This is a genomic window from Pseudomonas sp. CGJS7 (assembly GCF_036961695.1).
Genome location: NZ_JBAMDI010000002.1, coordinates 175164 through 201807 on the forward strand (window position 1 = coordinate 175164; position 26644 = coordinate 201807).

The 26644-nt window shown below is 60.1% G+C and carries 21 protein-coding genes and 3 pseudogenes; 9 read left to right on the top strand and 15 right to left on the bottom strand.

All coding sequences use genetic code 11. From position 1 onward, the window contains the following. The first annotated feature begins 52 nt into the window (after nt 1-52). The 3 genes and pseudogenes from V7787_RS02300 to V7787_RS02310 all read left to right on the top strand — a co-directional run bounded on the left by V7787_RS02300 (nt 53) and on the right by V7787_RS02310 (nt 2412). The gene (locus V7787_RS02300; RefSeq protein ID WP_064491899.1) at nt 53-799 is read left to right on the top strand and encodes an SDR family oxidoreductase; all 747 of its coding nucleotides are present in this window, start codon (nt 53-55) and stop codon (nt 797-799) included. A gap of 103 nt (nt 800-902) precedes the next feature. After that, a complete protein-coding gene (locus V7787_RS02305) occupies nt 903-1586 on the top strand; it encodes a glutathione S-transferase family protein (protein ID WP_012051843.1) in 684 nt (227 codons plus the stop codon). A 76-nt stretch (nt 1587-1662) separates the two neighbouring features. Beyond that, nucleotides 1663-2412, top strand: a pseudogene (locus V7787_RS02310) (YkgJ family cysteine cluster protein). A gap of 220 nt (nt 2413-2632) precedes the next feature. Here the strand turns inward: V7787_RS02310 and V7787_RS02315 are convergent. The 3 genes and pseudogenes from V7787_RS02315 to V7787_RS02325 form a co-directional block, all read right to left on the bottom strand. After that, nucleotides 2633-2803, bottom strand: a pseudogene (locus tag V7787_RS02315) (IS5/IS1182 family transposase); the annotation flags it as partial. Between the two features lie 84 nt (nt 2804-2887). Continuing rightward, nucleotides 2888-3268 carry a helix-turn-helix domain-containing protein gene (locus tag V7787_RS02320; protein WP_064491898.1) on the bottom strand — a complete coding sequence of 127 codons (381 nt, stop codon included), beginning with the start codon at nt 3266-3268 and terminating at the stop codon, nt 2888-2890. Nucleotides 3269-3432: 164 nt separating this feature from the next. Beyond that, nucleotides 3433-4119, bottom strand: a complete 687-nt coding sequence (locus V7787_RS02325; RefSeq protein ID WP_064491897.1) for a hydrolase — start codon at nt 4117-4119, stop codon at nt 3433-3435. A 207-nt stretch (nt 4120-4326) separates the two neighbouring features. On the opposite strand from V7787_RS02325, the gene V7787_RS02330 reads away from it, so the two are divergent. Continuing rightward, on the top strand, nt 4327-4788 hold the full coding sequence (locus tag V7787_RS02330) for a RidA family protein (protein WP_003256717.1): 462 nt from the start codon (nt 4327-4329) through the stop codon (nt 4786-4788). Between the two features lie 18 nt (nt 4789-4806). On the opposite strand, the gene V7787_RS02335 is transcribed toward V7787_RS02330, so the two are convergent. Continuing rightward, on the bottom strand, nt 4807-5793 hold the full coding sequence (locus tag V7787_RS02335; RefSeq protein ID WP_012051848.1) for a LysR family transcriptional regulator: 987 nt from the start codon (nt 5791-5793) through the stop codon (nt 4807-4809). A 290-nt stretch (nt 5794-6083) separates the two neighbouring features. On the opposite strand from V7787_RS02335, the gene V7787_RS02340 reads away from it, so the two are divergent. Continuing rightward, complete coding sequence (locus tag V7787_RS02340; RefSeq protein ID WP_064491896.1) at nt 6084-6356, top strand: PepSY domain-containing protein; 273 nt, start codon at nt 6084-6086, stop codon at nt 6354-6356. Between the two features lie 170 nt (nt 6357-6526). Here V7787_RS02340 and V7787_RS02345 read toward each other — a convergent pair whose 3' ends face one another. The 3 genes and pseudogenes from V7787_RS02345 to V7787_RS02355 form a co-directional block, all read right to left on the bottom strand. After that, the gene (locus tag V7787_RS02345) at nt 6527-6853 is read right to left on the bottom strand and encodes a KGG domain-containing protein (RefSeq protein WP_081273210.1); all 327 of its coding nucleotides are present in this window, start codon (nt 6851-6853) and stop codon (nt 6527-6529) included. A gap of 730 nt (nt 6854-7583) precedes the next feature. Beyond that, entirely contained in the window at nt 7584-8378 is a 795-nt protein-coding gene (locus V7787_RS02350) for an OBAP family protein (protein WP_336085312.1), read from the bottom strand. Nucleotides 8379-8809: 431 nt separating this feature from the next. Continuing rightward, a pseudogene (locus V7787_RS02355) lies at nt 8810-8920 on the bottom strand (transposase domain-containing protein); the annotation flags it as partial. 270 nt (nt 8921-9190) lie between these two features. Here V7787_RS02355 and V7787_RS02360 point away from each other — a divergent pair. Further along, the gene (locus V7787_RS02360) at nt 9191-10399 is read left to right on the top strand and encodes an MFS transporter (protein WP_064491893.1); all 1209 of its coding nucleotides are present in this window, start codon (nt 9191-9193) and stop codon (nt 10397-10399) included. A gap of 156 nt (nt 10400-10555) precedes the next feature. Continuing rightward, entirely contained in the window at nt 10556-11161 is a 606-nt protein-coding gene (locus V7787_RS02365; protein WP_010954776.1) for a TetR/AcrR family transcriptional regulator, read from the top strand. A gap of 101 nt (nt 11162-11262) precedes the next feature. Here V7787_RS02365 and V7787_RS02370 read toward each other — a convergent pair whose 3' ends face one another. The 5 genes from V7787_RS02370 to V7787_RS02395 form a co-directional block, all read right to left on the bottom strand. Next, nucleotides 11263-12624, bottom strand: a complete 1362-nt coding sequence (locus V7787_RS02370; protein WP_064491892.1) for a chloride channel protein — start codon at nt 12622-12624, stop codon at nt 11263-11265. 138 nt (nt 12625-12762) lie between these two features. Then, the gene (gene nhaA, locus V7787_RS02375) at nt 12763-14124 is read right to left on the bottom strand and encodes a Na+/H+ antiporter NhaA (protein WP_010954774.1); all 1362 of its coding nucleotides are present in this window, start codon (nt 14122-14124) and stop codon (nt 12763-12765) included. Nucleotides 14125-14666: 542 nt separating this feature from the next. Beyond that, on the bottom strand, nt 14667-16121 hold the full coding sequence (locus V7787_RS02385) for a TrkH family potassium uptake protein (protein WP_003251133.1): 1455 nt from the start codon (nt 16119-16121) through the stop codon (nt 14667-14669). Between the two features lie 367 nt (nt 16122-16488). Beyond that, nucleotides 16489-17130: a 3-oxoacid CoA-transferase subunit B gene (locus V7787_RS02390; RefSeq protein ID WP_003251131.1), complete on the bottom strand. Its 642-nt coding sequence runs from the start codon at nt 17128-17130 to the stop codon at nt 16489-16491. Nucleotides 17131-17138: 8 nt separating this feature from the next. Beyond that, on the bottom strand, nt 17139-17834 hold the full coding sequence (locus tag V7787_RS02395; protein ID WP_064491891.1) for a 3-oxoacid CoA-transferase subunit A: 696 nt from the start codon (nt 17832-17834) through the stop codon (nt 17139-17141). Nucleotides 17835-19739: 1905 nt separating this feature from the next. Between V7787_RS02395 and V7787_RS53010 the strand changes: the two genes are divergently transcribed. After that, the gene (locus V7787_RS53010) at nt 19740-20390 is read left to right on the top strand and encodes a methyl-accepting chemotaxis protein (protein WP_370626975.1); all 651 of its coding nucleotides are present in this window, start codon (nt 19740-19742) and stop codon (nt 20388-20390) included. A gap of 277 nt (nt 20391-20667) precedes the next feature. After that, the gene (locus tag V7787_RS02405) at nt 20668-21306 is read left to right on the top strand and encodes a TetR family transcriptional regulator (RefSeq protein ID WP_064491889.1); all 639 of its coding nucleotides are present in this window, start codon (nt 20668-20670) and stop codon (nt 21304-21306) included. 3 nt (nt 21307-21309) lie between these two features. Here the strand turns inward: V7787_RS02405 and V7787_RS02410 are convergent, their stop codons facing one another. The 3 genes from V7787_RS02410 to V7787_RS02420 form a co-directional block, all read right to left on the bottom strand. Then, nucleotides 21310-24873: a molybdopterin cofactor-binding domain-containing protein gene (locus V7787_RS02410; protein WP_336085326.1), complete on the bottom strand. Its 3564-nt coding sequence runs from the start codon at nt 24871-24873 to the stop codon at nt 21310-21312. Then, entirely contained in the window at nt 24870-25343 is a 474-nt protein-coding gene (locus V7787_RS02415) for a (2Fe-2S)-binding protein (RefSeq protein WP_064491887.1), read from the bottom strand. Before V7787_RS02415 ends, V7787_RS02410 begins: the two co-directional genes overlap by 4 nt. A gap of 755 nt (nt 25344-26098) precedes the next feature. Continuing rightward, on the bottom strand, nt 26099-26575 hold the full coding sequence (locus V7787_RS02420) for a MarR family winged helix-turn-helix transcriptional regulator (RefSeq protein WP_003251120.1): 477 nt from the start codon (nt 26573-26575) through the stop codon (nt 26099-26101). Between the last annotated feature and the right edge of the window lie 69 nt (nt 26576-26644).

Below are 26644 nucleotides of genomic sequence, written 5' to 3' on the forward strand. Positions count from 1 at the left end.
CATAGTACACCTAACCGGGGCATGAAGGCCCCGCACACCAGGAGAATTTCCAATGGCAAGATTGCAAGGCAAACGCGCACTGATCACCGGTGGCACCAGCGGAATTGGTCTCGAAGCCGCTAAACATTTTCTGAATGAGGGGGCCAGAGTTGTCGTTACAGGCGTGAACCCAGATTCAATCGCTAAAGCTAAGAATCAGCTAGGGAGCGAGGTACTTGTGCTCCAGGCGGACTCCGCTGACGTGGAAGCCCAGAAAATACTCGCTCTCGACATCCGTGATCATTTTGGACAGCTTGATATCGCTTTCCTCAATGCTGGTGTTTCTGTATGGATGCCTATGGAAGCGTGGACTGAAGAGATGTTTGATCGGTCTTTTGACATCAATGTCAAAGGGCCTTACTTCCTGATCCAGGCACTCCTGCCGGTGTTCGCAAATCCGGCTTCCGTAGTATTGAATACTTCTGTGAGTGTTCATGTGGGTGATGCCAACTCTTCGGTTTACGCGGCGACCAAAGCAGCGCTGCTGAATATGTCGAAAACACTTTCAACAGAGCTGCTTGATCGCGGTGTTCGTCTGAATGCTGTGAGTCCTGGCCCTGTGGATACACCACTTTATGACAAGCTCGGTATTCCAGTTGAGTACAGGGAGCAGGTAAACGCTGAAATCGTTTCTTCCATTCCCGCAGGTCGTTTCGGCACACCAGAAGAGATCGCCAAAGCGGTAGTGTACCTAGCATCTGATGAGTCCAAATGGACGATTGGGTCTGAAATCATCGTGGACGGCGGACGTCGACTGTAAAAGTCCCTTACTTATCACTTCAGCGCGTGGGCGGGGCGGTGTAGGGCTTAGTAGGCCTAGATGTACTCGCTGTCTCGCCCTCCTTTCAATATAGGCCTAAGAAATGCCCAATAACCTCAAGCTCGTGAGCCATGGATTGTGTCCGTTTGTCCAGCGTGTCGCCATTGCGTTGCTCGAGAAAAATATTGCCTTCGAGCGTGAAACCATCGATTTGGCTAACAAGCCAGAATGGTTCCTCGCAATCTCGCCGTCCGGCAAGGTACCGCTATTGATCGTAGGTGAGGAGGAGGAAAGTCAAACTGTTTTATTTGAAAGCTTTCCGATATGTGAATTTATTGAAGACGAGTATCGCCAGGTACCATTACACCCGACTGTGCCTTTGAAGCGAGCTAAACATCGAGCATGGATGGAGTTTTCCACAGCCGCAATGGGGGATGCTTGGGGAATGATCAACTCTCCCGATAAAGAGGGTTTCGTTCATAAGGCATTCGAACTTCGTGGAAAACTAATGAAGCTTGATTCTGCCTTGGTCGCTGGGCCGTACTTTGAAGGGGCTGAATTCAGTATGGTCGATGTTGTTATGGCACCGATTTTCAGGTTTTTTGAAGTGCTTAACTCCCCAGCCCAGAATGTCGTGCTGGATGGGCTCCCTCGAGTTGAAGCCTGGAAGCAATCGCTAATGACTCGACCAAGCGTGCGTCAGGCTGTATCAGCGGACTATTCCGAAAATTTAAGAAAATTCTTGATTGATAAAAGTACTTACGTGGTCAGTGATTGCCCCGTTTAGGTCATTTTCTTGAAAGGCGTTGCCTTGTCAGGTCAATTTTGCAAATGGTGCGCCGAGAGCATTTTCGAGTTCTTCTATGGAAAACAACTCTTTCCGATTTGCCTGCAACGGATGTGGGGTCTGCTGTAAAGGACGGCTGATTCCACTTACGCTGTATGAAACGAGGCAGTGGCTAAACAGAGGGCATGAGGTAGCAATTCTGCTTGAGGCATTTGACGAGCTTCATTGGAGTTCAAGTCCGGAGGAGTTTGCTCATGCCAAAGGCCGAGCCGTGGAGGTCACCAGTGGTCATGCCTCAATCTATGTCATTGCAGTATTCGCGGGCAATGCCCTAAATGGCTGTCAGAACCTGGGTGATAACAACCTTTGCGGCATCTATGACGAGCGTCCGTTGGTATGTCGAATCTATCCTGCGGAAATAAATCCGTTCATCCCACTGAATCCTGCGAGCAAAATCTGTCCGCCTGAGGTATGGGATGAAGGTGAAGTATTATTTACTGACCGTATCATTGACCCCGTTCTGGCGAAACAGATTGAGTGATCTCGAAAAGCAGATAGAGACGATGCTCGGGCTAAAATCGCTGTCTGTGAAATCTTAGGGCTAAATGTTGCTGCGTGGAAAGGCAATGCATTTACTGTGTACCTGCTTGATCGAGAACAGCTACTCGATGCTTTTGTTTTTTACGACGCACTCATGAGAGCTAGCCAAATTCGAACGGATTGGAAAGTCCGGGTCGACATTCCAGTTCTGCGGCAGAGACTTAAACAGGCTGGTGTGGCATTGGATGGCCAAGAGGGAGGTGACTATATATTTCATCCGCTTTAGTGCTTTGGGGGCGTCAACGTCATTGTAATATCAGAATGATTTCCATGTTCTAGAACTAGGGGCTAATGATTTTGGATTCGTTGGCCATTCGAATGCTAATTTGAGGGAACTCAGAACAAGTTGCCCATCAGCCGGAAATGGACGGCTTGGGGATGCCGAGAAGCCCGATTTTCAGCCGCTGATTATTGGAAAACCAAGGCGCAAACTTAATTTTTTGCCCTCACGGACGCACCTCTCCCGCAGCAGGCAATAATTGCCGGCGCACCATCCACAGATTAGACAGCGCAAATAGCGTGGTCAGTTGCGCCATGTTCTTGGCCAAGCCACGAAAGCGAGTCTTCACATAACCGAGCTGGCGTTTGATCACCCGGGACGGGTGCTCCACTTTCGCACCCTTTGTCTCGCAGGTACGCGTTGATGGTTTCCAGAATACCCGCCGCCAACGGGTGCTTCTGGGATAGCACACCTGACTCTGCTAAATGGGCTGTTGCTGCCAAGCCTGCGGCGTCATCCCAACGGATCTCATAAACGTCCGACAGAAGTGCGGCTGGTCGTAGAAGCCGCATTCCAGAGCGATCTCGGCGAGCATCATCGTCGACGCCTGCAGCAAGTCCTTACTCTTCCTGAGCCGCTGCTCCCGCAACCACTGCTGCGCAGAGATCTGTGTGGATTCCTTGAACATTCGCGAAAAATGGCTGCGCGACTGCCCGCATGCTGCAGCAAGCGCGGTGACCGATATGCCGGTATCCAGATGATCCAACATCATCTGCTTGGCCGTTGTGACCTGCCAGGGTTTGAGCCGCCCAGTCGACTGAATCCCGACGGTGGCTATAACGATGCCTTTAGTACTGTGCATGGGATCAATTCATCCTGAAAAATCTGTAGATGGCTTGATCCGGGCAGCACGATTCGCTGAAGCCTCGTCTGGCGCTTCAGAACACTCCGTAACGATTGGTAGCCCGGATCAGCTCATCCAGCCCCGCTTGTTGATCAGGAACCAACTTTGGGGCTGATCAGGCATCAGACCGATGCGGGCACGGGGGCCAGGGTTGGGCCGTGCTGAACGCGCTCTGGCGCTTTGTGCACCATGGTGTAGGCGTAGTCGACGCCCATGCCGTAGGCACCCGAATGCTCTTTGACCAGTTCCATGACCGCATCGTAGGTGTCGCGGTTTTTCCAGTCGCGCTGCCACTCCAGTAGCACCTGCTGCCAGGTAACTGGTACCACGCCCGCCTGGATCATGCGCTGCATGGCGTAGTCGTGAGCCTCCTTGGTCGTGCCCCCGGAAGCGTCGGCAACCATATAGATCTCATAGCCTGCATCGTGCATGGCGGATAGCGCGAAGGTGGTGTTGCAGACTTCAGTCCACAGGCCCGAAACGATGATCTTGTTTCGACCATTCTTCTTCAGCGCGTCACGTACCTTCTGGTCGTCCCAGGAGTTCATGGACGTGCGTTCGAGCAGCGGAGCGTCAGGGAAGACCGCGAGCAGCTCGGGGTAGGTATGCCCGGAGAAGCTCTCGGTTTCGACTGTGGTGAAGATGGTGGGAACATTAAAGATCCTGGCTGCTTTGGCCAGGCCCACGGTGTTGTTCTTCAGCGTCTGCCGGTCAATGCTCTGCACGCCAAAAGCCATTTGCGGTTGCTGATCGATGAAGATCAGTTGGCTGTTGAGCGGGGTCAGTACTTCAGTGTATGGCTTGCTCATTGTTCTTCCCTTTTGCTGAACGGTGGCGAGAGTTTTTCGGCGGGTTGTCGCCGAGTGCCAGCACAAGATAGCGAAACACACAGCGAAATGGTGACGCACATTTGCGCTCTTGCAGGCGCATTAATGCACCATGGATGACGTCCAATCCGGTGCTAGGATCTCGGCCAGTCGGATCACGTCGATCCATTTTTCGCCAAGGAGAATCCAATGGCTGCTTCACGACCTTTTAACGACGACACCGCCTACTGGGGCGTTTCATGGGAAGAGGGCTACGGCTATCCGCAAGCGCGGCGAGTTGGGAACGAGATCTTCATCTCGGGGCAGTTCAACCATGACGAAGAGGGCAACCTGGTAGCGCCGGCGCCACTGGATGCTGACGGTCGTCCGAGCGATTTCTCGTCAATGGGCGAACAGATGCGGGTTTCTTACGACAACATTGCCAAGCTGTTGGCCTTGTATGGCGCTACGATGCAGGATGTCGTTGAGGAGACGCTGTATGTGTTGGACATGGACGCAGCCTTTGCCGTAGTCGGCAAGGTGCGCAAGGCGGCCTATGGCACCGAGCGACCGCAGGCGGCCAGTAATATCATCGGTGTATCGCGGCTTGCACAGCGCCCCCAGCTGATCGAGATCGTGTGTCGTGCTGTGATCGGCGCCCAAGCCAAATGAACGGGCCTCCGATTTCAACTAGGAAGCAGGGATGGCCTGCTGACCTTCGACCAGAGGTTTGAGGTCGGCCACGGCAGCCGCGCAGAACGTCATGAATGCTTTTACCCGCCAGGACTTTCTTATGTCCTGGTGGGTGAGCAGCCATAACTCATCCTGAAGCTCCTGCACCACTGGGCCTGCTCGAACCAAACCTGGGGTGATGTCGCCCAGCATGCAGGGGAGGAAACCAAAACCGAGGCCCGCCGCAATAGCGGCACTTGCTGCCGCCACGGAATCAGTGCGGTAAGCAATATGCTCCGAGGGCACTCGACATTCGACGTAGCTCGTTGCCTTCAAACCGCACAGGCCTCCCGAGTAGGATACCCATGCCTGACCCTCAGCGAAGGGATCGGTAATCGCCGCCTGCTTGACGCTGCCATATGCCGCCCACGCGATGTTGGCGAGCTTGCGGCCCACGAGGGTGTCCGTTGGTTTTTTGGTCGCGCGTACCGCAATATCCGACTCGTCCCTTGCCAAACTCAACGTCTGGTTGCCGACCAACACCTCGATGGAAATCCCCTCATTGAGGGCTTTGAAGTCCGCGATGATCGGCGTGAGAAAGTACAGCAGCAGCGAGTCGCTGGTAGTGATTCGCAGCTTTCCCAGGGGGCCTTGGCCGGCGCGGGACACCCTGCGGGTGACACTGACGATGTCCAGCTCAACGCGCTCGGCCAGTGCACGCAGCTCGACGCCTTCGGCGGTCAGCAGATACCCCGCCTTGCGATGATCGAAAAGCGCGACCCCAAGCGTCTTCTCAACTTGCGCGACCCGGCGCGAGACGGTGGACACATTGATGCCGAGCTTCTTGGCTGTGGCGGAGCGGTTGCTACAGTCACTTAGCGTTTTAATGATCCGCAAGTCGTCCCAGGAAAGTTGGCTGACAGCTTCGCCGACATCCCACTTCGGGCCGTTGGCATTCGCAGGGATGGACTGGGCACTTCCAGGTGACGGCTTCACGACAATCATTCCAGGTGGGGAGGGCTGATGATACGAGAAGGAGCTTGGCCAACCAAGGTGGGGTTAGAAGGCGTGCCTGGTTAATGGGCAGAAGAATGCCGGCTGCTAGGCGGGCAAGCACTTTCACGCGGGGATAGCTCGAGTCACTCGATCCAACGATTTATGAAGCCTCACCCGACTGCTTGTCTGCCGGAGCTCCATGAAGAGACCTCAGTTTCGGTGTCGACCTGCACTCAAACTGAACGGCGAGATCAGCGTAAGGGTCGGAACGATAACTGTCACGAAAAAGGATGTTAACGATGAAAGCGATGACTCGACTGTTCACAGGCTTCGCCATGGTCGCCGCAATGGCAAGCACTGCAGCATGGGCGGATCAGCCTGGAGCAGATTGGAAAGTAACCAAGGATCAGGCCGAAGCTACCTTAAAGGGCGCCGGCTACACGCAGATTACCAAGATCGAGGCCGATGATGGTCATTGGGAGGGCGAAGGTATGAAAGCTGACGGCAAGCAGTACGAGTTCCAGGTCGATCCGCACGACGGCAAGATCACCAAGGACGAGCTGGATAACTAATCAGGGCGGGTGTTGCTCTCTGATCGGCCCGCGCTTTGTGCGCGGGCTTTTTTTCGCCTATCAATTGGGAAAACTGTACTGTTCCCTTAGCCGGTCATTCCGTCATTCCTTGAATGGTGGCTTCGAAGATATTGGGGAAGCCAGGGTTATCCCTCTCCCTGGCCATTTGCTCAGCGGTTGTCTTCCGTCATTCCGCTGTCTTCGTCCTGAATCGCTTGCGACTCATCTTCCATACTTTCCTCCCGGTCAGATTTAATGCCGGTGGAATGGCCTCCTTGGCCACCCCGTTGGGTTGCACCACCGGCACGCTGAGGATCATCTTCCTGAAGGTTACTGCCGCTGCCATGCCCAGTTTGCTGATTCTCAGGTCTCCCTCCGGACATTTGATCACCTTTCTGGCCGGCTTCAGACGCCCGTTGTGCATCATTGGCAAAACTGCCAGGGTTGTTTTGAGCGGTGCCGCCTTGCTGACCAGCCTTGTCTTGATCGTTAGCCATGATCTCGCACCTCGTGTGTTCACACAGAGAGCCTGTGTTTTCTTCGGATGCCGGGAGAGTGTGGGATGCTCCCCTTACTTTCGTGCTAGCTGACCGGGGGCGCGAAAGATCGTAAAACGCAACGTATCGTGTGATAAAGATCGTTGCGATGGTATAGGTAGGTGTGGCGATCTGAGCGCGGCTAATTTACTTCCAACAGGGGCAGACGCTGCCGGATGTCGGCGATGAGCCGTCTGCCTTCTGCCTGCATCAGATCGCCATAATTGGCAATTGCGCCACACCTTCGGCACGTGAGGATGGCCTTTTTGTTCAACTTTATTGGTGTCACAAGGTCTTGCCCACCGCATTTGAGACATCTCAGCGTGCCGCTCACAGCTTTCCTCTCCATGGATGTTGATGAGTACCCTTCCGTTGCCGTGCTGTTCGTGAAACACGGTGCGGTAAATGGAGTGGCGCGGTGTGCTGAGCGTTCACTTTGACATGAGGCTAGCTTGCCCAGCCCGCTGCTGGATGATGGCAACTACTGACAAGGGCAGTCGGGAATCCAAGTTGTGGGATGCGCCGGGATAATTTGGATAAGGCAAGCGGAGCGCGCCGGCCCAAGGATGGGCCAGCGCGTGAGGATGTAAGCCCGAAAGGACTGTAGCCTGGCTTTGCCAGGGTGCGGTTTACGATAGCCGTCCCAAGAGGGGTACGTCAGGGGCATAACTACATGCAACTGTCCCACGTGCTATTGGCTGGAACGGCTGTTCGCTTTCTCAGATGTCGACGTGGCGGGCCGATGCAGATGAGCACCTGTTGGATCGGTGATCTGAATAACGTTGCCGTGTTGCCAAGCATCCGCCTTGGGATCAGCCGCAGGGATTTGAATGTCAGCCCGCTGAGCTTTGATTTTTGCCGCATCTACCCTCAGACGGCGATTGCGCTGCTCGACCATCGCCGGGTCAGCCTGGCCATCCATTGTGAACCCCATCATCAACTGCGGAACGCCCACAGGAAGAGCTTTATCCTGGTCGGTGTGCCACGTGTGCCATATCTTCCCGTAGGTATGGGCAAGCCGCTCCATCAGCGCATGTTCAGCAGTCGCGGGGATGCCTGGTGCAACCAACTGACCGGACGAGACTTCATAGCCGTGGCTGTGCCACATCGCCTTCTCGTTGGCCGGCAGACCAGCAAACAGCTTTTCGTCGATGATGTACTCGACACCCATGATCTTCGCTTCCCTGGTATTACCGTCGAAGATGACGCACTGGATGACATCCTCATTCAGGATGGAGCAGTAGTGATGCGCTTCCATCTGCACATCAGGATGTCCGTTGTAAAAGTGGAAGCCATCCAGATAGGCGTTGATGGCCTCAATGGGCGGCTTCGCCTGCAAGGTCGCGGCGCCGGCTTCCAGCAACTGAGTCTTTGCGGATTCGGGCCTGCCAGGCGTCTCCACAGGCGACTTCGTCTCAGGAGCAGAGCAAGCCCAAAGAAGACTACAGGCCAGGGGAAGGGCTACGAATTTGATGAGTTGTGGCATGAGAGTGGCTCTAGCTAGTGTCCTCAAGGGACAGCCTGGGCCTGTTGAACGGACAACTCAGAAGACAAACGGCCGAATTCTAGGCAAAAGAAAGCCCGCTGCTAGGCGGGCTAATGGGAGCTTCTATCACACGGGGGGATAGGACGAGTGTTGCCTAGGTGTCGTGAAAATGGGGTGAAAGAAAAGTCCCTCCAATGTCATGCAGGGTTCTCCAACGCTGGGCCAGCCTATGCGCGTGATCTGCGACGGAGATATGCGACGGTTCACGTCATTGAATCTTGTGGTCAAATGGCAAGCGGAGCGCGCCGGCCCAATGGGACAAAGGCGTGAGGAAAGCCCTGATTATTCAGGGCTTTTTGCGATTCTTAACCGATGCACGTTCCCCTCCTGCCGCAAGGTCAGGGCTTGGTTTACCGTGGCTTCCCCGACTTTCACTTCCACGGCAATAGCGATTCGTAATCCTCAATCTTCGCGGCATGCGGCAAGTCCTCCAGTACGTGGCGAAGCCATGCATAGGGTTCTTGGCCGTTGGCTTTGGTGGTTCAAGCAAGCTCTACAATTGTGCGCTGACTGCAGCGACGTTCGTGGCGACTAGCCTGCGGGCCTCATCGCTCACACCTTCAACTCTCGCTCAACGGCGAACGAGTGTTCGCCACACGCAAGGCGTCACGGGGCAGGGCGGCTGAATAAGGACGTTCCCCGTCGAGTATTTACATTCAATTCGTATGATAATAAGGTTTTAATCATACGAGCTGTATGTATTTTACCTTGAGCGTGACTGCCCAAGGGCCTTTCGATAAGGAGAGTCGAGCGTGTTCAGTACCTACCGCGAGTTGTTCCAGGCCAGAGGCGCCAAGGGCTTCGCCTTGGCCGGCCTGCTGGCCCGGCTGCCGTTGCCGATGACCGGTATCGGGATCATCACCATGTTGTCTCAAATCACCGGCAGTTACGGCCTGGCCGGTGCGGTGGCGGCCACCTTCGTGCTGACTTATGCACTGATGTCGCCGCAGATCTCGCGCCTGGTCGACCGCCATGGCCAGGGCCGCTTATTGCCGGCCGCCGCCGGGCTCAGTGTGCTGGGCATCCTTCTGCTGTTGGCTTGCAGCTATTGGCGGCTGGCGGACTGGACCCTATTCGTCGGGGCCGCGCTCGCCGGCTTCATGCCCAGCATGTCGGCGATGGTGCGCGCGCGCTGGACCGCGATTTACCGCGGCAAGGCGCAACTGAAGACAGCCTACTCGCTGGAAACCGTTCTTGACGAAGTCACCTTCATTGCTGGCCCGCCGATTTCGGTGGGGCTGAGCGTGGCGGTACTTCCGCAGGCCGGTACATTGGCTGCTGCCGTGTTCCTGGCCGTCGGCGTGTTCGCCTTGGCGGTGCAGGTCGGCACCGAGCCGCCAGTAGAGGCCGATGCCGCCGCCGGGCAAGACAGCATGTCGGCGTTCAGGCTGGCCGACGTACGCCTGCTGACCTTGCTGATGGTCGCTATGGGCTTGATCGTCGGTACGGTCGACATCGTCAGCGTGGCATTCGCCGAGCAGATGGACATGCCGGCTGCGGCCAGCGTGGTGCTGTCTTGTTATGCCATCGGCTCCTGTGTCGCGGGGCTGGTGTTCGGTGTCCTGAAACTCGATACCCCGCTACACAAGCTGCTACTGCTGGGTGGGTTGGCGACGGCGGCGACAACCTTGCCGCTGCTGGTGGTGGGAAACATCATCGGGCTGACCATTGCCGTGCTGGTTGCGGGCCTGTTCTTCGCCCCGACCATGATCGTGGCGATGTCGCTGGTAGAGCGCATCGTTCCCGAAAGCAAGCTGACTGAAGGGATGACCTGGTTGCTCGCCGGTCTCAACGTTGGAGTTGCCGGCGGTGCCGCAGCGTCTGGGCAGGTGGTCGATATGTGGGGTGCCCAGGCCGGATTCAACGTTGCCTTGGCCGGTGGGGCCGCAGTGTTGTTGGTCGCGCTTTGGGGCTACCAGCGCATGCGCGCCGGAGCCCGACAGGCGTCGTATTCGCTTTGATCGGCTTCAGGGCTGGCCGGCAGGCTTGGTGGCTCGGTCACCGCGCGACGATACGACAGGCTTGTCAGTGCGCCTCGCGCCCAAGACAATGCGTGCAAGCGGTATGAATACTCGTATACGCCTACCCCATGCCGCCAGAACACAAGGAATAGCTGGATGGTTCGCCGCACCCGCGCCGCAATGCAAGAAACCCGAGCCCTGTTACTGGCCACCGCCCGCCAGATGTTCAGCGAGCAGGGGTTTGCGCACGCCTCGATGGATGATCTGACCGCTCGGGCGGGATTGACACGGGGGGCGTTGTACCACCACTTTGGCGACAAGAAGGGGTTGCTGGCAGCCGTCGTTGAGCAGCTCGACGCTGAAATGGACGAGCGCCTGCGTGCTATTACCGAGACCGCCGATAACGCTTTGGACGGCTTCCGCCAACGCTGCCACGCCTACCTGGAGATGGCGCTGGAGCCCGAGATCCAGCGCATCGTGCTGCGCGACGCCAGAGCGGTGTTGGGGGGCGGCTCGCCTGAGGCCCAGCGGTATTGCATAGAGTCGCTGCGCCAGTTGATCGACAACCTGGTACTAGAGGGCGTTTTCGTCAACGCGCACGCTCAAGCGCTGGCTGCTTTGATCTACGGCAGCTTGGCTGAAGCGGCTGTGTGGATCGCGGAGGCCGAAGACGGCAATGCACGCTTGGCGCAGGCTGGCAAGGCGTTCGACCTGCTGTTGCTCGGGGTGCTAAAGCGGCCAACAGACTCTACGGACGCGTGAATGCGCGCGACAGTTCCACCCTGTTGGGAGCCCCGTCCCCCTCAGGGCAGTTCCGCTACCTGACTACCCGTTAACGTCTGGCAGGGCAGGCTTGGTGCTGCTCAAGGTTTTTCGGTAGCGCTCGTTTGGCGAGCGGCGGGTTCTGTGGAGGAAGACGCGGCAGCATGAAGCTTGTCAGTAATCTGCTTGGCCAAGGCATGGTAAAGCGAGACCGGAGACACCCATCCAGAGATCGCCGCCGCCATCAGTGTGGCTGCCAACATGGGAATGGCCAGGTCCGGGCTGTGTGTCAGTTCAAGCACGATGACCGAGGCGGTCAGTGGCGAGCGTGTCACACCGGCCAGGTATGCGCCCATGCCGAGTAGTGCGCCTGCCTGAGGGTCAACATCGGGCAGCAAGCTCAACAGCGGCGCAAAGGCGGCGCCGATGCTCAGCGAAGGCGAAAAGAGCCCGCCTGGAATCCCGGAAAGATAGGACGCGACGTTGGCCAGAAACTTCCACAGGAGAAAGCTTGTGTCCGTGATCGGCTGCCCCTCCAGCAACGCACGCGTTTCTTCATACCCGGTGCCGAATACATGATTGCCAGAGACGAGCCCCAAGGTGGCCAGCAGCAACCCACAGGTGGCAGCAAAGCGCACTGGATAGCGTCCGCGTAACGTACAGACCTGGCCGAGTATGCCCTTGTCGGTGGGCAGCACAAGCTTGGCGTAAAAACCACCCAGCAGCCCGCCCAGCACTGCACAGGCAGGAACGACGCTCCAGCCCCAGCCCACCGGCATCCGACCGCTGATCTCGCCAAAGTAGGCGTAATGCCCCATCAGCCCCAGCGTCACGACCCCGCCGATCAGCACCGCAGTGAGCACCAAGCCACTGAAACGTTGCTCGAACGTGCGGCTCAACTCCTCAATGGCAAAGACTACCCCCGCTAACGGTGTATTGAAGGCTGCGGCAATACCCGCGGCGCCTCCGGCGAGCACCAGGCCAGCGATGGTGCGCCGGCCGTGCAGGCCTAAGCGTCGGCCAAAGGAATAGAGCACTGCGGCGCCGATGTGGACGGTCGGGCCTTCCCGGCCAACCGAACCGCCGACCAGCAGGGCGCCCAGCGTCAGGCTCATGCGTGCTGCAGCCACAGGGAGCGAGAGTAATCGGGCGCGCAGCCGGCGAGAGGGCATTTCCAGGGCGGCGATGACTTGGGGGATGCCGCTACCCTTGGCATTCTCAAACCATCGTTGCGTCAGATAAGCCAGGAGCGCGAAACCCAGCGGAGTGATGAGAAGAGGTGACCAGGGTGCCCATTCCAGCAAGCGCTTGAAAGAAGCGAACGCCGCGTCGGCTAGCCAGGCGAATGCCAGCGCAACGAGCCCCACCAGCAATGCCCCGATCCAGAACGCCAGTCGCTGGCGCCATTCTCGCCAGCGTGAACGGCGGGGGAGTGAAGGTGCAGGTCGGGTAGGGTCGGACATTGTCCACACATGGCTGACTTGGAAAGCCGTGAGTATGGCGTGTTTTCCCGCACAGGCCTACCCGACACAGGTTGTAGCCGCACCGGGAGTGGCGATCCGCTTGCCCAACTGCAAGGGATCGCCAGTCCCGGAATGTGGCTAGGTGGGCGAACCGGCTTTGGTAGCAGACGCTGCGCTACGCATGCTCCACACCCCCCAGGTCAACCCCAGCACGGCCGCGATCAACGACGCGGATAGCACACCGAGTTTCGCTGCCCCGAGTGAGCCAGGGTCGACGAACGCGAGGTTGGCGATGAAGATCGACATGGTGAACCCGATGCCGGCCAGCAGCCCGACCAGCATGATGCTACGCCAGTTGACCTCGGCGGGAAGCACGCACCAGCCCAGGCGGACCATCAGCCAACTGACGCTGACGATGCCCAAGGGCTTTCCTGCGACCAGGGCGACAGCGACGGCGATCATGACCCACTGGGGGCCTTCTGCGGACAGGTCGACACCCGAAAGGCTGACCCCGGCGTTGGCCAAGGCAAACACCGGCATGATGCCGAAGGCTACCCAGGGGTGCAGGGTGCCTTGCATGCGCACTACCGGCGGCAGCAGTTCGCGCTGGGCCAGGCGCAGTCGTTTCAACGGGTCCATGAGGTCGCTGGCATCTTGCTCAGGCGCCTTGGCGCGCCCCAGCAATTCGCCGGTGAAGCGGGTAATGGCGTCCAGTGGGCGCTCACGCATCGGCATTGCGGTGACAGGTGTCATCAGGCCCAGCACGACACCTGCGAGGGTCGGGTGGGCGCCGGTCAACAAGATGCCCAGCCAGACGATCGCACCGGGAATGACATAGGCGTAGGCTGAACCCACTCCAATCTTCTGAAGCCCGATCACCATTAGCAGGCCGATCACTGCAACGCCGAAGCCGGTGTAATCAAGGCCGCCTGAGTAGAAGAACGCGATGATCAGGACTGCGATGATGTCATCGATGATTGCCAGGGCGAGGAGGAATACACGTACGTTGGACGGGATCGACTTGCCGAGCAGGGCCAATACGCCCACCGCAAAGGCGATATCCGTCGCCGTTGGCACGGCCCAACCTTGTTGGTCTGCTGGCGCGTGACCAAAACTCAGGTAGAGGAGTGCGGGTACCGCTACGCCGCCGACAGCGGCTGCCATGGGAAGCGTGGCTTGACGCAGGCTGGACAGTGCACCTTCGTGGATCTCGCGGCGGATCTCCATGCCCACGACCAGGAAAAAGATGGTCATCAGGCCATCATTGATCCAGAAATGCAGGGACTGCGAATAGACATGCGAGCCCACGCCGAACGTCAACGGGGTATGCCAAAGGGCTTCATAACTGTCGGCAGCCGGGGAATTCGCCCAGATCAGGGCAGCGACTGCGGCAATCAAGAGAACGATGCCGCTGACCGCTTCAATGTGCAAAAAGCGTTCAAGGTTGGCGAAGGCGCGCTCGGCCAGTTTCTGGGCGCGAGGTAATTCTTGTTTATGCATAGGCACAGGTGCTCCCGCATGGCGGCCCGACCTGCGCTGTTCTTTAACCTGCCTCACTGCACCGTGCAGCTGGCACCCGTGCGGTAGTCTACCGAATAACCACTCGCAGATGAACAAAAAGCGCCAAACCATTCACTCCCATGGGGCGTCGGTCTGGGATTTTTCCCTGCGGACGTTACGGTTTATGGTGATTTCCGAGCACGCGGGGCTTGGCGAACGGCAATTTATCCAACTGATCACCGCCACCTGCACATTGTGAAGACAGTGCGCTCGCCTTGTTTGCTTTCCTGGAGCTTCAGCATCATTGTCGTTGGGCGCGGTACTTAGGGTGGTCGTGTTCTGTCTCAAGGTGCTGTGCACGCTGCGACATTGGGGTTCGGTAATGCCTTCGCCCAGCGTTCGACACCGTGCTGCCACGCGAGGGTAAAATCGAGCAGTGGCAGTGGCAGGCTGGCCCAGGCTACACCGCCTAGCCCACCGCAAAGGCGGGGCATGCGGGGAGTCCAGAGGTCTTCTGGCTGATTGGTTGTATGACCTCAGGCCTAGAATCGCCAGAAGGCCGGCGAGACAAGTACCAGTACGGTGAGGATCTCGAGCCGTCCAAGCAGCATGCCAACCGTCAGCAACCATTTCGCTGCGTCCGGCAACGAGGCGAAATTACCTACAGGCCCGATAATCGTCCCCAGGCCTGGGCCGACGTTGCACACCGCGGTGGCCGCCCCGCTCAATGCCGTCATCCAGTCGAGCCCTATCAGAGAGAGGCCAAGGGCGATGACTGCGATGGTGACGGAGAAGAAGAAGGAGAACGTCAGCAGTGACCGTACGATCTCTTCATCGATGGGGTGCCCATTGTATTTCTTCGAGATCGTTGCCCGTGGATGGATCAACTGCTTCAGGCTGCTGACAAGCAAGGCAGCGGCCACCTGGAAACGGAATATTTTCAAACCGCCGGCGGTGGAGCCCGAGCACCCGCCGACGAACGTCAGGTAAAAGAACAGCATGATGGCGAAGCTGCCCCAGAGCGTGTAATCACCCAAGGCAACGCCTGTGGTGGTCACCACCGAGGTCACATTGACCGCAACGATACGAAACGCATCCCACCAAGCCAGGTCGCTGTGCAGGCAGAGCCAGGTTCCGACGGTGAGCCAGACGAAGACGAGAAAACCAATGAAACCGCGAACTTGATGGTCCGTGAGCAGGATGCGTCGATGGCCACGCAGCGTGGCGACATAGAGTGTGAAGGGCAGGCTGCCGAGTATCATGATGACCACAGCTACCCAATGCACCGCAGGCTGTGGCCAATGAGCCAGCGAGGCATCCGAGGTCGAGTAACCACCGGTTGAAATCAGCGACATCGAATGATTGATGGCTTCGAACGGGGTCATGCCGGCAGCCCACAACGCCCCTGTTCCCAATGCTGTCAGGGCCAGGTAGACCAGCAGTATCATCTTGGCAGCCACATGCGAACGTGGCGTCACTTTGTCAGACCAATCCGAAGACTCGGTCTGGAACAGGCGCATGCCGCCCACGCGCAGCAGTGGCAGGATCGCCACGGCCATGCCGATAAATCCAATGCCTCCCAGCCAGTGCAGCAGGGAACGCCATATCAGTAGCCCCGGTGATGCACTGTCCAGGCCTGTCAGCACGGTCGAGCCGGTGGTGGTAATTCCCGACATGGTTTCGAAGAACGCGTCCGTGTAACTGATGTCGCGAATTAACACCATCGGCAGCGCCGCAAATGCACACACGATGACCCAGCTTGCCGTCGTGAGGAAATACATGTCCCTGGTCCGCAGTTGCGGTATGTCGGGGACGCCCCGGGCTACCGGAAGCAGGCCGACGCACAGAACGATCAGGCTCGACCAGACGAATGCGCCGAGGTCGTCGCTGCGGTCGTACCACAGCAACGTCAGCATCGGAATCACCATGCTGACGGCCAATGTGATCAGGAATACGCCAATAATGAAGGCAATGAAACGCAATGCAGGCAGCGGCATTGAGGGAGCTCGTTGGGACAGTGCCGGCAGTATTGCTTGCTTTACGGTAATGTCGAGTAAAAAAGGCGTAAAGTCGCGGCCGGGGATTTTGCACGCCGCTGTCTGGCTCTCGCTCGATGGCTCATTGGGCTGATCTCTACGCGTGTTCCCGTCTGTCAGCTCCCAAACGGTTGGAAGAGAGGCCTCAACGCCGCGCACCCCCTTCGCGGGTTGGCGAAAACAGCGCAAGCCTTGTGTCGCGAAAGGGCTGCGGAGCAGCCCCCGGATTTCAGCGTGGATACACGAATTGCCGGGGCTGCCGTGCAGCGCTTGTGCGGCACTGTTGAGAGTGCCGCAGCGGGCATGGAAAGCCCGCGGGCTTTCTGGATTACTTGATCAGCGGCACGCCACTGAGTTTCTGCAGTTCGTCAAAGTCGATGTCCGCGCAGATTTCGACCACTTTCAGCCCTTCAGGTGTCACTTCCAGTACGGCCAGGTCGGTGTAGATGCGGCTGACGCAAGCGATACCGGTCAGCGGGTAGGTGCACTCGGGCACCAGCTTGCTTTCGCCGGTCTTGGTCAGGTGGTCCATCATCACGAACACCTGGCGGGCGCCGGTGGCCAGGTCCATTGCACCGCCTACGGCCGGGATCGAACCTTCGGCGCCCGTGTGCCAGTTGGCCAGGTCGCCCTTGACCGATACCTGGAAGGCGCCCAGTACAGCGATGTCCAGGTGGCCACCACGCATCATCGAGAACGAATCGGCATGGTGGAAGAAGGCACCACCGGTCAGCAGGGTGACGTGCTGCTTGCCGGCGTTGATCAGGTCATCGTCTTCCTCGCCCGGCGCAGGGCTTGGGCCCATGCCCAGCAGGCCGTTCTCGCTGTGCAGGAACACTTCCTTGTCGCCCAGGTAGTTGGCCACCAGGGTTGGTGCGCCGATACCCAGGTTTACATACGCGCCTTCCTGGATGTCTGCGGCCACGCGTTGGGCCATCTCGGTGCGGGAGAGCTTTTTGGTGATGGTCATGGCAGGCCTCAGACAGCTTTGGCGATCGAAGAAGCGGTAGCACCGGTGACGGCGACCACGCGCTGGACGAAGATACCCGGGGTGATGATGTGTTCCGGGTCCAGTTCACCAAGTTCGACGACCTGGTCGACCTGGGCGATGGCGGTCTTGGCAGCCATGGCCATGATCGGGCCGAAGTTGCGGGCGGCCTTGCGGTAGGTCAGGTTGCCCCAACGGTCACCCTTGTGCGCCTTGATCAGTGCGAAGTCGGCGTGCAGCGGCATTTCCAGCACGTACATGCGGCCGTCGATCTCACGGGTTTCCTTGCCCTCGGCCAGCAGGGTGCCGTAGCCGGTTGGCGAGAAGAACGCACCAATGCCGGAGCCTGCGGCGCGGATACGCTCGGCCAGGTTGCCCTGCGGGACCACTTCCAGCTCTATCTTGCCGGCGCGGTACAGTTCGTCGAACACGTAGGAGTCGGACTGGCGCGGGAACGAGCAGACCACCTTGCGCACGCTGCCTGCCATGAGCAGGGCGGCCAGGCCGATCTCGCCGTTGCCGGCGTTGTTGCTGATGATGGTCAGGTCGCGGGCACCGGTGGCAATGAGGCCATCGATCAGCTCGGACGGCATGCCAGCCGTGCCGAAGCCACCGACCATGATGGTCGAACCGTCGGTAATCCCTTCCACCGCGCTGGCGATGGACTCGTACGTTTTATTGATCAAGGCGAGCTCCTGGTTGTTCCTGGAGTTGTGGTTGTCGGGCTGGCCGGAGCGCGTGAAGCGATGGGGCCTGTCAGCACTTGAAATGGCTTGCTGACTTTCGCTATAGCGTGCCGCAAGATAGGGAAACAGTAGAGAGGGTTTGGCTGAATTTGTGCGATTATCGAACTGTTGTGCGATCTGCGAGCAGTTCTGGAGGCTATTTGCCTCATTTCAGTTGAATGCTTAAATCGCTCATTTTTGCCCGTGGCTGGTGCGTTCCGGGGTTGCCTGCCGGCATCTTGCACTGATGAAGTGCATTCACTCCGCGGCATCGCCGATTAATCACGCCTCCCGCCGTTGGCGTGCGACTTGCTATCAGATTGCCATTCGATGTCGCGTATGGTGAAGATAATGTCGCTTTCCAGTGGTTCGATGCAGTTATCGTCGAGTGAAAAGGGCTGGCTGCCGTGGTTCGGCAAAACCGGCAAATTCAGCATGGGCTGGGCGTGCCGCCTTAACCGGGCCAGTTACCCGCAGGTCGAGCAAACCTTCGAAGCCATTGCCCAGACCCGCGTGCAGTTGCTGCATGAGTGGGTGCGCGAGCAGTGGGAGCACCTGGCCGACCTGGCCGAGCAGGTGGCGCCCGGGCTCGCTCAAGTCGATAGCGCAATGTTGCGCAACACGCTGGCCCAGGCGGAGGACTTTTCCGAACTGTTTGTCGTCGATGTGCACGGCAGCGTCATCGCTTCGACCTGGCCCCAGCGTGGCACGCCACGTATCGAGTACTTGGCAGCCCTGGCGCAGGGGCTGAAAGCACCCTTCCTGCACGGTCCCTATAGCGACCCGCTGACCTTGCAGATCGGCCCGTCTTCCTCGCGCTTCCACGATGAAGTCACGTTGATGTTCTACCAGCCTCTCATGCACGAGGGCAAAGTGCTGGGTTGTCTGTGTGAGCGGGTGCCCAACGATGTGCTGGGCGATCTGATCCAGCGCGAGGCAGGGCACATTTACCCCGAGTCGGGCGACAACTACCTGTTCATGGCGCAATCGCGCTTCGACCCTGGCATACAGCCCGGTACCGCGTTGTCCCGCTCGCGCTTCGAGGACGCCACCTTCACCCATGGCGAAAACCTCAAGAACGGTGTGCACACGCCCTGGGCCACTGTAAAGGTCCAGCGTCATACCGAGCTGGAGCTTCGTTTCACCGACCCTTCCACGCGGGAACTGCACCCTGGCGTGAGGGAAACGATCAGGCGCGGTGCCAACCTGTTCGTGACCTACCCCGGCTATTCCGACTACCGTCATGTGCCAGTGGTGGGCAAGGGCGTGACCTTCCAGTTGCCGGGCTCACCCGACCGCTGGGGCATGATGTGCGAGGCGGATCTGGAGGAGGTCTACCGCCGGCGTTCGCTGAGCTACGGGTTGATGAAACCCTATGTGGCGATCATGGCGGGGCTGTTCGGCTGCAATTTTCTGGTACAGCACTATGCAGGCCTGCCGCAAGGACTGACTGACGTGATCGAGGCCGTGAGCATGCTGGGCGCCACCTTGTTGTTTGGCGTGCTCGGGCCCAAGCGCCTGGCCGCCAGGTTGAATGGCATGAGCAGTGTGCTATGCACCATCGCCGAGGGTGAAGGCAACCTGCGCCAGCGCCTGGATACCAGCACCTTGGCCAATGATGAGAGCGGCGACATGGCACGCTGGATCAACAGCTTCATCGACCGCCTGGACGCGGTGGTTGGGCAGGTGGTCAAGGCCAGTCGCACGGTCGGCAGCACCAACCAGATGATGCTCGGGCGCAGCCAGGAGGCCAGCGTAAGCTCCGCCGACGTGGCCGACGCCGTGCACCAGATGATGATCATCATGGAAGAGCAACTCGGCGAACTGCAGCAGGCCTCGGTCAGTGCCGAGCAGATGAAGCAGGCCATGGACGAAGTGGTCAGCCGCGCACGCGCGCAGTACCAGGCGGTGCAGGCGGGCACGCAGTCGATCCGCGATGTGGTGGCGCGCTCATCATCCAGCGTGCAGCGGCTCGACAGCCGCATGGTCGAGATCGACAACATCACCGGGTTGATCAGCGAAATCACCAACCAGACCAACCTGCTGGCGCTCAATGCCGCTATCGAGGCGGCGCGTGCCGGGGAGCATGGCCGTGGCTTCGCGGTGGTGGCCGACGAGGTGCGCAGCCTGGCCGCACGCACCTCGCGTGCCGCCGACGACATTCGCCATATGGTCGAGAGCCTGCAGGGCGAAACCCGGCAGGCGGTAAGCTTCATGGAGCAGGGCGTGCAGGATGTCGACAACAGCCTGCGCCTGGCGGAGGACGCGTCTTCCGAAAATGTGCAACTGCACCAGGCGGTGGAGGGCATGTTCGCCATCATCCAGCAGCTCAACCGTCGTAGCGTGGAATACGGCAAGACGATCGAGCAGGTCAACCAGTCCTCCAGCGAGATGCGCCAGACCGCCCTGGTGCTGCAAAGCAGTGCGCAGAAGGTGAAGGTGGATGCTGGCAAGTTGCAGAAGCTGGTGGGGCAGTTCGAAGTCAGCGATGATGGCGAACGAGGCGTCGCTGCTTGAGTTACGCACCTGTCCGGTAACCCGGGAGCCCGTCATGATCCGGCTGGCTGTACCTGCCAATGATCAGGTGCAAGCCAGCCCCGATGACTGCTGACTTCCAGGCCGGTAGCAGACGGAGAGCGGGTTTGCCCGGGAAGAAAGCAACGCGATCAATGGCAGCGGCTCTGCCGGTGTTAGCCGGTCCGCCATCTCCGCCATCAGCCCAGCCGAAAAAGCCGCGCAATGGCTCAATGTCTGTGGCAGTGTTGGGTATCTGGCCAGCCCCACAGGGACCGACATGCAAACTCGCAAAACCGGTGTTCGCGCCCAGCAGGCCGACCGCACCCGGGAAAATATTCTCAAGGCCGCAGTGAAGGTTTTCAGCAAGGAAGGCTTCACTGGCGGGCGCATCGAGCAGATCTCCACGCTGGCCAAGTCCAACGACCGGATGATCTATTACTACTTCGGTAGCAAGGAAAAGCTGTTCATCAGTGTGCTGGAACACATCTATGCCAGCTTCAACCAGGCCGAAGCTAAGCTGCGCCTCGACCTCGCCGACCCTGAGCAGGCCCTGCGCGAGCTGGTGGCGTTTATCTGGGACTATTATGTGCGCCACCCCGAATTCGTCACCATCCTCGCCACCGAAAACCTTCACCAGGGCTTGCACGCGCGCAAGTCGCAAAACCTCAGGGCGCTGTCCGGCGAAGCGGTCGGCGTGCTGCGGCCGATCATCGAGGCAGGGCAGGCAAAGGGCCTGTTCCGCGACGATATCTGCATTACCCACGCCTACCTGATGATTGCCTCGCTCTGCTACTTCTATAACTCCAACCGCCATACGCTCAGCTCGTTCCTGGCCGTGGACCTTGCCGACAAGCAGGCCAAGGCCGATTGGCTGGCCTTCATCAGTGACCTTGCGCTGCGCGGCTTGCGCCGCTGAGCCTCAGTGGCTGCCAGGGTTGGCGCGTACCTGCGCAGCCTTGGACGCCAGCCCTTGCCAGGCCGGTTTGTCGGCGGCAAAACGATGGCGCAGGTAGGCCGCGAGGTCGGCTACCTGGCGGTCCGACAGGCTGTCCTTGAAACCAGGCATGTAGCCCAGGTCGCGGGTTGCCGGGGTCGGAATGCCGTGCAGCACCACGCGCAGCAGGTTGTCCGGCAGGTCGCTGTGGACGTTGCTGTTGACCGCCATCGACGGGCTGACGCCAAACAGCTTCGGCCCCAGCCCATCACTGTGGCAGGCCAGGCACGCACCTTTGAATACCCGCTCGCCGTTGCTCAGCGACACGTGCGTGTCCACCTGGGGCGCGGCATTGGCGGCCAGTGCCTGCGGCTCGCCCTCCAGGGAACTGAGGTAGTGGGCGATGGCGCGCACGTCGCTTTTTGGCAGGGTGGCAAGCTCACTGACCACCGGGCCCATGGGGCCGGCCGCCACGCCATGTTTTTCGGAGAAGCCAGTGCTCAGGTAGTTGAACAACTCGTCTTCGCTCCACGGCGTCGATGACTTGGCCAGGGCATTCAAGGCCGGGGCCTCCCAGCCATCGACCATGCCGCCGGCAAGGTAGCTGCTACCGCCTTTTTCTGCACCCATCAGGTTACGCGGCGAGTGGCAGGCCGTGCAGTGGCCCAGGCCGTCGACCAGGTAGGCACCGCGGTTCCACTGCGCGCTGCGCTGCGGGTCGGGCTGGTATTCGCCGCGTTGCAGAAACAGCGCATTCCAGCCGGCCATCAGCGGCCGCTGGTTGAACGGGAAGCGCATCTGGTTGGCGGGCGCTTCCTGGCGTACCGGTGTTTGCGACATCAGGTAGGCATACAGCGCTTGCATGTCGGCGTCGTTGATGTTGCGAAACGAGGTGTAGGGAAACGCCGGGTACAGGTGCCGGCCATCGCGGCTGATACCTTCGCGCATGGCCCGCTCGAAGGCGGCGAAGGACCAGCGGCCGATGCCGGTTTCCGGGTCGGGGGTGATATTGGTGCTGTACAGCGTGCCGAAAGGCGTATCCATTGCCAGCCCCCCGGCATTGGCCTTGCCGCCACTGACCGTATGGCACACGGCGCAGTCGCCGGCCGCCGCCACCTGGCGCCCGCGCTCGAGCATGGCGGCGCTCCAGCTGCCGACACCAGGTGGCGTTACCGGGGCGATTTCGGCGCGCCAGGGCAAGGCGGTGGCAAGCATGCCCAATGCGGCGCCGAACACCCCGGCCAGCGAGCCGAACCACCACTTCGAACGCTTGGTTGACGGCTGCGCTGGCACGGGTGCATCTGGCCCTTGGCCTTCGCCACCGAGCGCAGCGCGCACGCGTTCGGCAGTGATCGGGAGCTCGCGAAAACGAATGCCGGTGGCGTCGAAAATGGCATTGGCGATGGCCGCTGCGCTGGGTACCGAGGCTGATTCGCCGCTCCCCATTGGCGGCTCGTGCTGGCGCGGCAGCATCATTACGTCGATAGCTGGCACCTCGGGGAAGGTCAGGATCGGGTAGCCGCCCCATTCCTTGCTCGCCACCGTCGACTCTTCGAAGCTGACCTGCTCCTTGAGTGCCCGGCTGGTGGACTGGATGACGTTGCCGTGGATCTGGTGACGCACACCTTCGGGGTTGACCATCATCCCGGCATCGTGGCCAATCACCACGCGGGTGACGGCGACTTCGCCTGTGCGCCGGTCCACTGCGACATCAGCCACCCAGGCTGCCCAGGCCGCGCCGAAGCCGGGGAATTTACTGTGGATATAGCGCGCATAGGCAAAACCCCGGCCGCGCAGCACATCACCTTCGGCCTGTGTCTGCATGGGCCGGGTATGCGGCTGCCATTGCGCGCGTTCAGCGGTGGCTTTGACCAGGTCGATGGCGCGCGGGTCGGACAGGTGCTTGAGGCGATATTCGACCGGGTCGACGCCAGCGGCGAAGGCCAGCTCATCAATGTACGACTCGTGGGCGAAGCTGTTGGGCATGGCCGACACCCCCCGCATCCACGAGGCGCGCACCAGTGGCGTCATGTCATTGATGGTGACGCGCATGTGTTGGTAATCATAAGGTGGGATCGACGTGCGATCGCCCATCTCGAACAGCGCCGGCACCGGCTCCACGGCACCGGTCAGTAGCAGGGCCAGGGTGGGCGCGCCATTGGACGGGTAGCTGGTCTGGAAGTCATAGGCAGCCACGCTGCCATCGGCGTTCAGGCCGCCATCGATTTCCATCAGCTGCGCGGTGCCCTTGGGCTCCCACACGTGTTCCTGTTCGCGGGTCAGCTGCACCCGCACCGGGCGCTGCACCGCACGCGACAGCAGCACCGCGTCGGCGCACACGTCATCGGCGCAGTTGCGGCCATAACAGCCGGCTGCCTCCATGCGAATGATCTCGATGCGTGCTTCGTCGCACGCCAGCAGCCAGGCCAGGTCTGCGCGCAGCAGGTGCGGGTTCTGCGTACCTGACCACACGCGGATCTGCCCTGCGGTGAAGTCGGCCAGTGCACATGATGGGCCGATCGATGCGTGCAGCTGGTAAGGCCACAGGTAGCTGCGGCTCAGGCGCTGGCTGGAATTGGCGATGCCGCTGTCGACATCGCCCTGGTCCAGCACAGTGCGCTGCACGCGCGGGTTGTCGCGGATGGCCTGGGCGACATCGCTAAGGTCGGGCAGCTTGCCTGTAAAGGGCTTCCAGCTGACTTTCAGCTCATGGGCTGCACGGATGGCTTGCTCTTCGCGCTCTGCCACCACACCGACGAAGTCGCGGATGACCACCACGGCGACCACGCCGGGTAGATGGGCGATGGAGGATTCATCCACCGCCAGCAGGCTGTTGCCGACAAAGTCGCCGCTGTCATGGCCGGCATAGGGCGGGCGGATGACCCGACCGTGAAGCATGTTGGGCAGGCGCATGTCGTGCACATAGGTCAGCTCGCCGGTGGCCTTGCCAGGGATGTCTACTCGAGGGGCGCTGCGCCCGACCAGGCGGTAGTCCTCGATGGCCTTGAGCGGGGCATCGTCGGCAATGTGCAGCTGGTGGTTCTCGCCTTGCACCAGTTCGGCAAAGCTCAGCGTGCTGCCGTTACTGGCGATAACCGTGCCGTCTTCAATGCGCAGCATTTCGGGCGGGCAGCCAAGGCGTAGGGCGGCCTGTTGCAACAGATAGCGTCGCGCTGTGGCTGCGGCCTTGCGCAGCGGTACCGCGGAAATCTGCAGGGTGGCGCTGGCAATGGTCGCGCCCTGGTTGGGTGCCCGCTCGGTGTCGCCCAGCACCATGTGCACCTGGTCCATGCGCACGTCCAGCTCTTCGGCGACGATCTGCGCCAGCGAGGTGCGGATACCAGTGCCCAGGTCGACATGGCCATTGAAGGCGTAGACCATGCCGTCGTCGCTGACCGCGATGAACAGCGCCAGCTCACGTTCCTTGACTGCAGGTGTCACGCCCTTGGCCACAGGGCCTGAGGGTGGGGTGATCTGGTCGACGATCAGCAACACGCCGGTCTTGGCCAGCAGTTGATCGCGGCTGGGCACCTGTTGTGAGTGGTTCATGGCTTTCTCCGGGTCTCGGCAGCGCGGCGCACGGCGCGCAGGATTTCGACGTGGGTGCCGCAGCGGCACAGGTTGCCGGACAGCTCATTGCGAATCTGTTCGTCGCTGGGCTCGGGAATGCGATCGAGCAGGGCCTTGGCAGTCATGATCATGCCGTTCATGCAGTAACCACACTGGGCCGCCTGCTCGTCGATGAACGCCTGTTGCACGGGGTGCGGCGCGGCCTTGCTGCCCAGCCCTTCGAGGGTGGTGATATTGCGGCCAGCGGCGCCGGCCAAGGGGATGACGCAGGAGCGGGCGGCCACGCCGTCGATGATCACCGTACACGCCCCGCATTCGCCCAGGCCGCAGCCGTACTTGGGGCCGTTCAGGCACAGGTCGTTGCGCAGGATCAGCAGCAGCGGGGTGTCAGGCATGGCGCTGACTTCGACGGGCTGGCCGTTGACCTGCAGGGAGATGGTTGTTTGCATTATTGGCTCATCTCTGGAGGTTGCTTGCGCTACCAAAGGACTCAAATGACGCGAGCGTTTCGGTAAGTACTCACTACATGAAATGAGAGAGCAAGAAGCAGGCCAGAGATGAATCTGCAGAGAACTGTGATGGTGGGGCAGGGTTAAAGATTGTCGGCGCCCGGGAAACCGAGCGCCGCCCGCGCGGCGCATCTCGCTGTGCCGAACCCCCGATGTTGTGTGTGTGTAGGAGCGGGTTTACCCGCGAATACGGTGGTGGCGGCACCGGTGATCGGCAGGTGGAGATTGGCCAGCAGGGCCGGCCCATTCGCGGGTGAACCCGCTCCTACGACGGCCTGTGCCGAACCCGCGATGTTGTGCCGAACCCCCGATGTTGTGTGTGTAGGAGCGGGTTTACCCGCGAATACGGTGGCGGCGGTAGCGGTGATCGGCGGGTGGAGATTGGTTAGCAGGACCGGCCCATTCGCGGGTGAACCCGCTCCTACGACGGCCTGTGCCGAACCCCCGATGTTGTGCCGAACCCCCGATGTTGTGTGTGTAGGAGCGGGGTTACCCGCGAATACGGTGGTGGCGGTGACGGTGATCGGCGGGTGGAGATTGGCCAGCAGGGCCGGCCCATTCGCGGGTGAACCCGCTCCTACGGCGGCCTGTGTCCAACCACCGATGCGTGTCCAATGTGAGCGAGCTTGCTCGCGATGCGCTTGATCTCTCAGGCTGCGTATCTGTGACGGCAATCGCGGCAGTCACAACAATTTTCAGCCCGCGTTCTCGTCGCTGTCGATCATCTTGCGCAGCAGGTACAAAATGGCTACGCGCTCCCCGGCATTCAGGCTGCCCATGCTCAATTCGCTGATCTGCCGGGCGCAGGGGATCATTGCATCGAGCAAGGCCGCGCCGCTTTCGGTGAGTTCGACGATGACCTTGCGCCGGTCCCCCGGGTCTGGCGAAAGCTGCACCAGCTCGCGCGCCTTCAGGCGCTCGACGATGCCGCGGATGGTTGCCTGGTCCACCGCGGTGGCCTTGATCAGTTCAGCCTGGGAGCTGGGGCCGTGATCGCGCAGGGCGCACAGGGTGACGAACTGGATCGAGGTAAGCTGCGGGTCGCAGGCCTGCTGCTGGAAGATCGCCGTGTGCCGTTGGTAGGCCTTGCGCAGCAAGTGCCCGACCTGTTCGGTAACGTCGTAGGGGGTGTTGTCGAGCGGGGCGCTGCTGGGGGTGGTTTTTTTCGACATAGGATGGCTTGGGCTGGGTGGAAAGAGGCTGGCCGGCCGCCAATAGCGGAGCGCCCGGCCAGTATAACC

Coding starts and splice junctions, on each gene's coding strand:
- nhaA (WP_010954774.1), bottom strand. CDS start 14,124: ATGCATAAACAAGAATTACCTCGCGCCCAGAAACTGGCCGAGCGCGCC.
- V7787_RS02420 (WP_003251120.1), bottom strand. CDS start 26,575: ATGTCGAAAAAAACCACCCCCAGCAGCGCCCCGCTCGACAACACCCCC.
- V7787_RS02330 (WP_003256717.1), top strand. CDS start 4,327: ATGGCTGCTTCACGACCTTTTAACGACGACACCGCCTACTGGGGCGTT.
- V7787_RS02325 (WP_064491897.1), bottom strand. CDS start 4,119: ATGAGCAAGCCATACACTGAAGTACTGACCCCGCTCAACAGCCAACTG.
- V7787_RS02405 (WP_064491889.1), top strand. CDS start 20,668: ATGCAAACTCGCAAAACCGGTGTTCGCGCCCAGCAGGCCGACCGCACC.
- V7787_RS02305 (WP_012051843.1), top strand. CDS start 903: ATGCCCAATAACCTCAAGCTCGTGAGCCATGGATTGTGTCCGTTTGTC.
- V7787_RS02345 (WP_081273210.1), bottom strand. CDS start 6,853: ATGGCTAACGATCAAGACAAGGCTGGTCAGCAAGGCGGCACCGCTCAA.
- V7787_RS02385 (WP_003251133.1), bottom strand. CDS start 16,121: ATGCCGCTGCCTGCATTGCGTTTCATTGCCTTCATTATTGGCGTATTC.
- V7787_RS02370 (WP_064491892.1), bottom strand. CDS start 12,624: ATGTCCGACCCTACCCGACCTGCACCTTCACTCCCCCGCCGTTCACGC.
- V7787_RS02410 (WP_336085326.1), bottom strand. CDS start 24,873: ATGAACCACTCACAACAGGTGCCCAGCCGCGATCAACTGCTGGCCAAG.
- V7787_RS02300 (WP_064491899.1), top strand. CDS start 53: ATGGCAAGATTGCAAGGCAAACGCGCACTGATCACCGGTGGCACCAGC.
- V7787_RS53010 (WP_370626975.1), top strand. CDS start 19,740: ATGGACGAAGTGGTCAGCCGCGCACGCGCGCAGTACCAGGCGGTGCAG.
- V7787_RS02350 (WP_336085312.1), bottom strand. CDS start 8,378: ATGCCACAACTCATCAAATTCGTAGCCCTTCCCCTGGCCTGTAGTCTT.
- V7787_RS02340 (WP_064491896.1), top strand. CDS start 6,084: ATGAAAGCGATGACTCGACTGTTCACAGGCTTCGCCATGGTCGCCGCA.
- V7787_RS02335 (WP_012051848.1), bottom strand. CDS start 5,793: ATGATTGTCGTGAAGCCGTCACCTGGAAGTGCCCAGTCCATCCCTGCG.
- V7787_RS02415 (WP_064491887.1), bottom strand. CDS start 25,343: ATGCAAACAACCATCTCCCTGCAGGTCAACGGCCAGCCCGTCGAAGTC.
- V7787_RS02390 (WP_003251131.1), bottom strand. CDS start 17,130: ATGACCATCACCAAAAAGCTCTCCCGCACCGAGATGGCCCAACGCGTG.
- V7787_RS02365 (WP_010954776.1), top strand. CDS start 10,556: ATGGTTCGCCGCACCCGCGCCGCAATGCAAGAAACCCGAGCCCTGTTA.
- V7787_RS02320 (WP_064491898.1), bottom strand. CDS start 3,268: ATGCACAGTACTAAAGGCATCGTTATAGCCACCGTCGGGATTCAGTCG.